The 8,958-nt window shown below is 64.3% G+C and carries 9 protein-coding genes; 8 read left to right on the top strand and 1 reads right to left on the bottom strand.

Going from position 1 to position 8,958, the window contains the following annotated elements; translation table 11 throughout:
• Positions 1 to 1,071: 1,071 nt before the first annotated feature.
• Positions 1,072 to 1,773: a S24 family peptidase gene (locus tag M3461_05050; GenBank protein MDQ3773761.1), complete on the bottom strand. Its 702-nt coding sequence runs from the start codon at positions 1,771 to 1,773 to the stop codon at positions 1,072 to 1,074.
• 157 nt (positions 1,774 to 1,930) lie between these two features.
• Here M3461_05050 and M3461_05045 point away from each other — a divergent pair, with 157 nt between their 5' ends.
• From M3461_05045 to M3461_05010, 8 genes are all read left to right on the top strand, one after another.
• Entirely contained in the window at positions 1,931 to 2,182 is a 252-nt protein-coding gene (locus M3461_05045; protein MDQ3773760.1) for a hypothetical protein, read from the top strand.
• Entirely contained in the window at positions 2,179 to 3,867 is a 1,689-nt protein-coding gene (locus tag M3461_05040) for a hypothetical protein (GenBank protein ID MDQ3773759.1), read from the top strand. Before M3461_05045 ends, M3461_05040 begins: the two co-directional genes overlap by 4 nt.
• A gap of 26 nt (positions 3,868 to 3,893) precedes the next feature.
• On the top strand, positions 3,894 to 4,478 hold the full coding sequence (locus M3461_05035) for a DUF2857 domain-containing protein (protein ID MDQ3773758.1): 585 nt from the start codon (positions 3,894 to 3,896) through the stop codon (positions 4,476 to 4,478).
• 135 nt (positions 4,479 to 4,613) lie between these two features.
• Positions 4,614 to 5,825 (top strand): STY4528 family pathogenicity island replication protein, encoded by a 1,212-nt coding sequence (locus M3461_05030; GenBank protein MDQ3773757.1) that lies wholly within the window; start codon positions 4,614 to 4,616, stop codon positions 5,823 to 5,825.
• 576 nt (positions 5,826 to 6,401) lie between these two features.
• Positions 6,402 to 7,085, top strand: coding sequence for a TIGR03761 family integrating conjugative element protein (locus M3461_05025; protein ID MDQ3773756.1), 684 nt, complete (start codon positions 6,402 to 6,404; stop codon positions 7,083 to 7,085).
• 128 nt (positions 7,086 to 7,213) lie between these two features.
• Positions 7,214 to 7,699, top strand: a complete 486-nt coding sequence (locus M3461_05020) for a hypothetical protein (GenBank protein MDQ3773755.1) — start codon at positions 7,214 to 7,216, stop codon at positions 7,697 to 7,699.
• A 99-nt stretch (positions 7,700 to 7,798) separates the two neighbouring features.
• Positions 7,799 to 8,239 carry a single-stranded DNA-binding protein gene (gene ssb, locus M3461_05015; protein MDQ3773754.1) on the top strand — a complete coding sequence of 147 codons (441 nt, stop codon included), beginning with the start codon at positions 7,799 to 7,801 and terminating at the stop codon, positions 8,237 to 8,239.
• Positions 8,240 to 8,483: 244 nt separating this feature from the next.
• A complete protein-coding gene (locus tag M3461_05010) occupies positions 8,484 to 8,900 on the top strand; it encodes a DUF3577 domain-containing protein (protein ID MDQ3773753.1) in 417 nt (138 codons plus the stop codon).
• The last annotated feature ends 58 nt before the right edge of the window (positions 8,901 to 8,958 follow it).

Genomic DNA, 8,958 nt, shown 5'->3' with positions numbered 1-8,958 from the left:
TGTACAACACCCCCTCGACTGCGTTATCTTTACTCTGTAGGGCCACTCGATTCATCTTCGCTCTCCTTTGGATTGGTTAACCAATGCGCCTAAAGGGTAGCCTGGGTGGCCCTACATAGCATCTGTTGACAGTCGCGCTCTTCACACCCTGCGCTCGACGCTCGTTAACAAAGCTCTGCAGCGTCCCCATATGCACTTCGTCAACGAATAGCTCCCCAACGTACGGGACCACGATTCTCAAGTCTTGCGCATCACGTCCAATGCTACGTTTGTTACTCTCCGTTAGGTATTTCGTTGCTGCTTCTCGGAAGGTTCGGCGCGGTCTGACTCCATAGACGGCTGCCTGCCGTATTTGGTCGATCCGCCGCGCTAACTGCCTCAGCGCTTCAGCGAGGTCGCCTGTTCCAGTGCTCTCGCAAATTCGCTGGCCTCCGATCTGCTTGTCAATGTGCCATACCCCGCACCTCTTGATGAGGCCGGGCGTTCGTTTTTGCTTGGTCGACATGCGAGTTCTCCTTTCGCCCGTCGCCCGTTGCGGGACTTATATTCATCCGCCCAGGCGTCGAGGTCAACTCGGTCGAAGCTAATCCCCTGGTCGCCAATGGGTATCTCGACCAGATGTGGCCTCACTTCGAGATTGAACCGGTGGCGGTCCATGCCAAGATAGGCTGGTGCGTCTCTGAGGCGTATGAATCGGGGTAGGATCCCAGGTATCGTCATCTTGGCCATGGCGTCAGACGGGGACTCATACTACGTACGACGTCGCCTAGAGCCCCAGCTGCTTGACATTCGGTGGTACGTCAGAACCGTCGTGCTGCGAGCGTTGCGCCAACGTTGGCAAGAACCTATTATGTATATACCACAGCGGTATTCATTGGTCAACAGCAGGATTAGCGGCGCCAAATAAGCCCTGGAACCGCTATACGATGCGTACGAGAAGGTTGTCACGAGGCTCAAGGGGGCCGGGACGATCGTAGGGTCGTGCTCCCCCAGGTACAGGCAGGGCACGGCAAAACCGCAGTCAGGGATAGACGATGCCTCCGAGACGTCTATCCGATGGAAGATGAGTTCTTAGGCTTTCCCCCGTGGCGCCGGCAGGTGATCCGGTATTGACAGACGGGCGGTCCTTCGATACTTGCGATGCTCTACCATGGTGCCAATGACGAGGCCAAGGCTCTTGCTGTCGATAACCGTCGCCGGATAGTCCTCGTTCAGCGGCGCTAGCTCGACGATGGGCTTACCCCCTTTATCCATGCCCCGGGGCCGATACTTCCGGAACATCACGGGGTCTTCCGACGCCATCTTCGCAACCACATAATCGCCAGGCCGCGGGGCGACTTCCGGGTCGACGATGACGATGTCCCCCGGATAGAACTCGTCGATCATGCTCTCACCTTCGACCACCAGCGCAAACGCCCGCTCGCTCAATTGCGGAAGGCGCGTCCAGAGGATCTCCGTTCTCTCCGTGACCGGATAGGGTTTGGCGCTGGCCGTCCATTCCGAGGCCTGCGCGTAGTCGAGCACAGGGACCATCCGGTCCCCAAAGGGCGTTAGCACCACCGCATTTCCCCTGTCGGTGTTGCTCGAGTCGGGGCCGAAGGCCTCCGGCGCGACGTGCGGTTCATCCATCCACCCGCGACGCTTGCTGGTCGCCTGTTCGATGGCCCGGGCGAGACGCGCGCCGATGTTGCGCCGATGACGGGCGTTCTCGCTGAAGATCCGGGAGAGCTGAGTGGCCTGGATCCCGAGGGTCCGCGCGAGGTTCGCCGCCACGCCCTCGCATTCGTTCTCGATGAGCCACCTGAGGTTGGCTCGCCTCGTTTGGTGCACATCCATAGGACGTATTAGACCAGAGCTTACCTTTAAGGTAAACAACCTATAAGGTACACCATCATTGACCAATAGTGAATCTATCTGGTATATACTCTCTATGGACCTCAGGCGGTACTTCTACCGGCTCACCCCGCCGGAACGCGACTCCTTTGCCAGGCGCGCCGGGACCACGGCCCGTTATATCCAGTGCCATCTCCTCACACAGCGCAAGATCCCAAGGCCTGCCCTGATGCGCAAGCTCGTTTCGGCCAGTGGGAATGCCGTGACCCTGGATGACCTCCTTGCGCACTTCTACAAGACGCGGCCCGCAGACTTGGGGCCGACTCGCCGGCGTCCGACCTCGGTATGACGACCGAAGTTACTGTGGCCTCGACCAAGGGTGAGGTGGGCACGACGACCCCGGCCGCAGCGAAGGTGCAGGAAAGTGTAGTTGGACCGGCCCGCGAGCTCGACGAGGGCGATCCGATCGAGCCCACTCCGATGGCCGTGCCCATCGACCGGATCCTCGAGTACGACCGCAACCCGCGCCGCGAGCGCAACCAGGCCTACGTTGAGATCGAGACCTCGATCCGCAGGCGCGGGTTCGTGGGGACGCTGCCGATCACCCGGCGGCCGGGGGAGCCCCACTACCGGGTCGCGGAAGGCGGCAACACGGTGCTCAGGATCCTCAAGGATCTTTGCGAGGAGACACAAGACCCGCGGTTCCATACCGTCCAATGCCTCTTCGAGCCGTGGGTGAGCGAGAGCGAGACGCTCATCGCCCATCTCGTCGAGAACGACGCGAGAGGCGAGCTCCTCTTTATCGATCGGGCGCGGGCCGTGTGCGAGCTGCGGGGCCTACTGGAACAGGAAGTGGGACAAAAGCTCTCCACGCGCGAGCTCACCGCGACATTGCGGGCGCGGGGGTACACCATTGACCCGGCGACCATCTCGCGCATGGACTTCGCCGTCGACGTCCTATCCGCTGTCCTCCCGATCGCGTTACGGAGCGGTCTCGGTCCTTCGCAGATCGATCGGATCCGCAAGCTCCACAAGATCACCCTCGGCCTCCTCCGGCAGCGAAAGTGCGAGCTATCTCTCGTCGAGGAGACCCAGCGCTGGTTCCTCGGCTGCCTCGCCCGCCACGACAGCGAGCGTTGGCTGCTTGAGCCCGTGGAACGCGAGCTTGAGGTCCATCTCGCGGAGGTCCTGGGCGAAAGCACGGCCAAGGTCAAGGCCGATCTGCAGGGCATCTCGGAGCAGGACGAGCCCAGCCCCGATGCACCGCCGGCGGCGGCCACTGCCGTCATAAGGCCGAAGTCCGCTGGCGTGGAAGCCCCTCCAGCACCGGCGAGCTCTATTCCGGATCTGGATACGGACGCAATTGCAAGAGCAGGCCCCATGCACGCCACCAACGGCTCCGCCGAGGATGTCGATTGGGAGCGGTCCGCAGCGAAGCCGACTCCGGGCGAAGAGCAAGAGCACGGTCTTGGGCCCGCGCGAAGCCGCACCCCACCCAAGGATCCGAAGCCGCAAGACCGACCCGCGTTGCCTCAAGACCTCAAGAGCCTGCGCGGCCGCATGTGGACGCTGGCCTCGCAGCTTGCGAGCCGCAGCGGTCTTTCGGACTGCATCCTCCTCTGTTCCAAGGGCTGCGGCTTTCTCGTCGATCTGCCAGCCGAGCCGCTCTGTGCCACCGGGAGGCCGGAGACGGTTAAGGAGGTCGAGCGTCTCACGATCTGGTGGCTTCTCTCGACCTTTGCGGACCAGTGGCCGTTCGGGCCGGGCGTTCAGGGTGTGCCAGCCCTGGCCCATCTGGAGGACTCCCGGATGTACCCGGTGCTGCAGGCGGCGGCCGCGGAGGATGCCGGCACGCTCTCTTCGATCTTGGTCCCCTTCGTGGACGAACCCCCGATGTTCGCGCGCCTCTGCCAGTATCTCTTCGCCGTCCTCGAGGACCGGAACTTCGAGATCGTGATGCGACTCATCGAGACGCGCTGGGCCCTACAGGCCCACTGTCGCCGCCTCGGCAAGAAGTGGGTCTGGGACGTGTGAGCGGCCGCCCTCCGGGAGCAATGGCAATGCGGACCAGCAAAGAAGCCGAGCTCAACGTGGCGCTCTTGCAGTACGTCGCGAAGTGTGCCGGCGAAGGCGATGATCGGGCCCTCACTCACCTAGGGCTCGAGCGGCCGGATGCTGAGGCCGCGGAGTCGCTCGGGTTCGGAGATCTGGACCTCTTGAGCTCGGTCCACTTCCCGCTCCTACGCGCGAGCGCCATCGACCGCAACGTCTTCCAGCGCTTGGTGAGCCACGTGCGCCTCGAACGGGCCTCGAAGTCCCTGCGAGACGAGCTCCTGGCGCACGACGCGCCCCTCCCGCTCATGCACCACTTCTTCGGGATGGACTCGAGCGAGTATGCCGAGCGGGGCCGAAGCCTGCGGGTGGTGCGGCTCATCGGCCGGCCGCGGGAGCCTACCGAGGTCGAAGAGCGTGCCATCTGGCGAGCGTATCAAGACCTCGACAAAAACGGGGAAGGGGACCTGACCGCCGACGATTACCTGGCCCTCCACCGAATCACCGGGATCCCGCTCCGGACCCTCTGGCTGGTGTTCCAGCGCACCCGCGGCGCGGCCCCAACGAAGGGCCCCGCGGGAGCGGCAGGGTAGGCCCCGGTGACCGAGGGGCGACGGCGTTTACACGAGATCGGCGCGCGAGCCGGCCGCGGCGAACGCCGTGAGGATGGACCAGACACCGCAATAACACCCACCGCTGCCCCGGGGCAGGGGCCGGTCGACCCGGCGATGCGAGCGCTCGAAACCTGTCTCGAGGCGAGCCTCGATCGGTTGCTCTCGGGAAGCGAGGCCTCGCCGAGCGCGCTCTTGGTCTTGAGCGCCTGGCATGAGGCCATGCCCGCGCTCGTCCATCTCGACCCGGTGCTCGAGGCCGTGGACTCCCGCGTTTTCGCCGTGCTGTGGCTCTGGGCGCGGGAGCAGGGACGGAGCACGGTGGCCTTCCCGTCCTATGACTACCTCATCAAGCGCACCAATGTGCAGGCGCGATCGACCGTGGCGCGTTCTCTGGCCATCCTGCGGATCACCCGCTGGGTCACCCTCTGCCGGCGGGTGCGGGATCGATCCGGGCGCTATCGCGGGAACATCTATGCCCTGCACGACGAGCCCCTGGGGCTCGAGAGCAGCTTCTATCTGGACCCAGGCTACATGGCCTTCTTGCAGGACGCGACCCGCCACCACCACGCACGGGTGCGCCAAGTCGCGGTGGCCATGCTCCAGAGCCTTGGGGAGTGCATCAATGACGGCGAGGATGTGCTCGCAACCCCACCCCTGTCGCAAGCCGATCAGCGTCTCGAGGCCCTCTCGGCGATCCGTGGAAAGGGCAGTGGCAACTTCTTTGGGTTCCGGCACGGGGCATTGTCGGCTCTCCGATCCTGGCGGTGGACGGTGGAGAGAGGATCACAGGTTCACGATGCCGAGCCGCGTGTCACGCACCGAGTTCAAAATTCAAACGCGGTGGAGGCAAAAATTTTAGACGCCGACCAAGTTCAAAATTCGAACTCGGCTCTATGTAGTAGTAGTAGATATATAAAAAAAACTACTACAACATCGGATCAGGAACCGGAGCGCAAAAATTTTTACCCGCCTCTGGTCTACCCGGAGGGCCTGTCCGAGAACGAACGGCGCTTGGCCGAGATGTACCTGCGAGATTTGGAAGCGGCGCTCCAGCAGGCGCTTCTCGACGAGCTCGGCGAGAAGATCCGCGCGCAAGCGAAAACCAATCGCCCGGTCCGGAACCCGATCGGACTCCTGGCCTGGATGTGCAAGGAGGCGAGGGCAGGACAGCCGCCCTTGACCAGTGCTCACCTGCAGTACCAAGCACGCCGGGAGCGCGAACGGCTCCTGCGTGAGCACGATGAGGCGGAGAAACGCAGGATCACCGAGCTTGGAGTGCGGCGGGGGGCGGCCATACCGGCGGCACGAGACGGTGGGTCTCGGTGACGAGGCCGAGATCGCGTATCGAATACACGAAAGTGTTTCAGCCTGAAACACCTGGTCTCCTCCCTACACGAGGTCGTCCGCTGTGGAGCTCAGGAGCATGAATTGACAACGATTGGCGACTGACCACGCGTATCCAGCGAAGGAAGGGTTATGGCGGTGCCATAACCCTGACCACACGTGTCGAGAGACGCCCGATGACTACGCAGGATCACCGAGCTTGGTTGCGGCGGGGGGCGGCCATACCGGCGGCACGCGACGGTGGGTGTCGGTGACGAGGCCGAGATCGCGTATCGAATACACGAGAGTGTTTCAGCCTGAAACACCTAGTCTCCTACCCACACCAGGTCGTCCGCTGTGGAGCTCAGGGGTATGAATTGACAACGATTGGCGACTGACCATGCGCATCGAACAAAGGAAAGTTTTGGCAGTGCCATAACCCTGACCGCACGTGTCGAGAGACGCCCGATGACTGTAAACGACTCGAAAGCTCCCCTGCCGTTATCGCCAGCGCAGGAGGCTGACCGTGGGCGGCCATCCACTGACGTCCCCGGCGCCTTGCGGAGCGAGGTCTGGCTCATGCTCCAGACCCGCCATGCGCAGCAGGTGTTCATGGGGCGGAAAGCGAGCGCGGAGAAGCCCTACATCATCGGCCTCACCCGGTTCGGGGCGATCCTGTCTCAGCTCCAGGTCTGCGTCTTGGCCGATGACCCTTATGCGGACTGGTGGCTCCTCAAGGTCGAGGAGGCCCTTGAGCAGGCCGCAGAAGAGATCAACGCACTGCGCGAGCGGGTCGAGGAGCAATTGCGGCGCACCCCCGGCATGGAGGTCAAGATCGCCGAGACGCTCCAGGCCGTGCGGGTGCCCTTGCAGTTTCGCAACCCCTACGCGTACTCGGCGGCGCGCGTCCTCTCGGACTTCGATACGCTGGTCCGGGGCGTGCTCACCGCCCGGCACATCGGGCTCATGGACCGGCGCGAGGCCGAGCGCTGCATGACCCTCGGCGCCCGGGCCTTGCGGCGGGCCATGAGCGCCGCGCTCGGCTACAGGTACGAGGGCGTGAAGCGCGAGGACCTTCGCGAGGGTAATGCCAAGGCGCAGAAAGCACGTGAGCGGATGGGGGAGGTGCCCCCCGAGGTCCTTGATGGCCACCGGCGGGCCCGGCATGCACCGGAGAGGCGCCCCATCGTCAAGCCACCGGCCGGCACGGCGGGCTTGATGCGGTCCGGGGGGCTCTTGGACCTCCCCAGCCGGTCGGAATGAGGAGGTGCAGGCGTCATAGCCGGGTGCGGCAGGCGCAACCGGGGTTATGGCAGTGCCATAACCCCGGTGGGTTACCGCCCGTGCGGACTAGATACCGGCAATGGCGCGTCCGCCGCTAGATACCGGTAATGCAGACCCCAAAGGGCCCTTTGAAGGGTAAGGGTGCGCAGCGCCGGCGACAAGGCGGGTGTCCTGCGCCAGTCGCGTTTCCGGCGATCGCCAATGCGCGAGAGGCCGAGCACTGGCTGCGGGTGTTCGAGTCGGAGCACGCCGAAGTGCTCGTGGCGCTTCACGACCTGCAGCAACGATTCGCGGAGGAGATCCCTGCGCCGCTCGCGCGACTGGTGCGGCGGCAGGGAGGTGGACTGCTCTGGCGCAAGCGGAGTGCGAGGCCGGAAGCGCAGACGCTCTTCGAACTCGCCGGTAAAGTCGGTCGCGAGCTGCTCCAGGGCCTGTCGCCCGCGGAACGCCGGAGGTACCTCAATGCGGAGGCCGAGCGCCTGCGGCTCAATGCCCGCTGGGCGATCGCCAATGCCGCGACGCGTAGTCTCTCGCATTATCTCGAGTCGTACGGCGCGATCCGGGCGCTGCGAAAATCCTCCGAGACCGGATGAGGGTTTTCCCTGGATCTGGCGCACGCATCGGCGTATACGCCCACCTGAGCAGCGCCTGCTGCTGCAATGCTGCATCCACGTATCGATGAGGAGGCACTCATGTCGAATCATTTCGCGGGCCGCGGCAACCTCGGCGCCGATCCCGATCTCAAGCACGTCGAGATCGACGGCGAGCCCCGCGCCGTTGCCGCGCTACGGATCTACTTCGATCGCCCGGTGCCGGACGGCGATGGCGGCTTTACCGACAAAGGAGGATTCTGGCTGCCCGTGAACCTCTGGGGCCCGAAGGCTGAGACGATCGCGAAGCTGCTCCGCAAAGGGGCGCGGGTGCGCGTCGAAGGGACGCTCGTGCAGGACACTTGGGACGACAGGGAGACCGGGGAGCCGGCGAGACGCATCGAGGTGCAGGCCGACAGTATCGACCTTGATCTCGCTCGGGTCGAAGCGATCACCTTCCGCGCGAAAGGCGATGGCGAACCCACGGACCCCCGCCGGGATCCTGCGCACCGCCGCGAACGCGCGCCGAGCGCCGCTCGCTGACACAGGGCGCTCCAGATTCATAGAGATTGACGTTGTACGTGGCGACTGCGCTCAGTCGCGCCCTGGCCTGTGTATCACGACAGGCACCCCTTGGCCACCCGCGCCTGCACCTCCGGTGGCCGGCCCGTAAGGGCCCGCAGGCATCGTGGCGGAATTGCTCCGCTTGACCCTTCCCGGGGACGACCACCTCCCCGGCAGGGTGCGTGTGCGCTCCCCGGGGTTTTCATCCTCGAGGAGACACACCATGACCGAGCAACATACCACCTATTTCGATCTCCATACCCAGGGCCTCGGCTATCTGCATCGGGCCCGCGAGGTCACACCGAAACGCGGCCAGCCGTTTCTCGCCGTCGAGATCTCGGCGTTGCACGGGGCGGAGGACGCCGTCCAATACACCCGCTTCGATACGCGCGTCTCGGGCCGCGAGGCCCAGGCGATCGTGCGCGAGCTCATGCCCGACATCGCGGCCGAGAAGCGGGTGCTCGTCGGGTTCAAGCTCGGCGATCTCTATGCAGAGCCCTTCGAGTACCAGAAGGGCGAGAAGCAGGGGCCAGATGGGTGTCCGGCTCAAGGCCAGGCTCCTTTCCGTCCATTGGGTAAAGATCGACGGCGAGTATGCCGTGCGGCCGAGGTCCCAGGAGACCGAGACGCCCCGGTGTAACGCAGCGTGAGGCGGCCGCGATGGATCGGGAGGACTGGATCGATCTCTACCGCTGGCT

The sequence above is a fragment of the Pseudomonadota bacterium genome, assembly GCA_030860485.1.
In the GTDB taxonomy this organism is placed as follows: Bacteria; Pseudomonadota; Gammaproteobacteria; order JACCXJ01; family JACCXJ01; genus JACCXJ01.
Note: the sequence above shows the minus strand (reverse complement) of the source record. Positions and strands in the feature narration are given on the sequence as shown.